General features: G+C 65.4%; 1 protein-coding gene. It reads left to right on the forward strand.

What is annotated here, in order from left to right:
- Positions 1-346: hypothetical protein (locus tag AB4Y92_RS25785; protein ID WP_441822206.1), on the forward strand; the 346-nt coding region annotated here is incomplete at its 5' end.
- Positions 347-456: the final 110 nt, after the last annotated feature.

The raw sequence follows: 456 nt of genomic DNA on the forward strand, positions 1-456 counted from the left end.
CCGCTATACGCCACCGCCAGGAAACGACAGCGCTGAGCTGCTGCACGCGCCCGATCTCGGCTCCGCCTTCGAATTCCAGGAGAAAGCACCGGGCACCTGCGCCGCTCTCTCCCGCATACACTGCTTCAACTATCCTGCGATGCTGAGCCACGGAAAGCTCTCGGGTGACATTCCGGCGGTCAGCGACGGCGCCGAGAGACTGGCTCGCGGCATCGCCCGCGCACTCTTCGTCGCCGATCGCGAGACACATTACCGGGCCTTGATGGCTTACGACACGCCCGAACTGCTTGGCGATGAGTGGCAGGATGCGGACTCCGAACTGGAGGGCAGCCATGCCGGCAGGTGAGCGCCCGCTGGTCGAGGCCTTCTACGGCATCTCCTCGCCCTGGGCCTATTTCGGCGCGCCCAGGCTTTACGACATCGTCGAACGCACAGGCGCGTATCTCCGCCTACGGC

Origin of the sequence: Lysobacter sp. TAB13 (assembly GCF_052113885.1) — a bacterium.
In the GTDB taxonomy this organism is placed as follows: Bacteria; Pseudomonadota; Gammaproteobacteria; order Xanthomonadales; family Xanthomonadaceae; genus Lysobacter; species Lysobacter gummosus.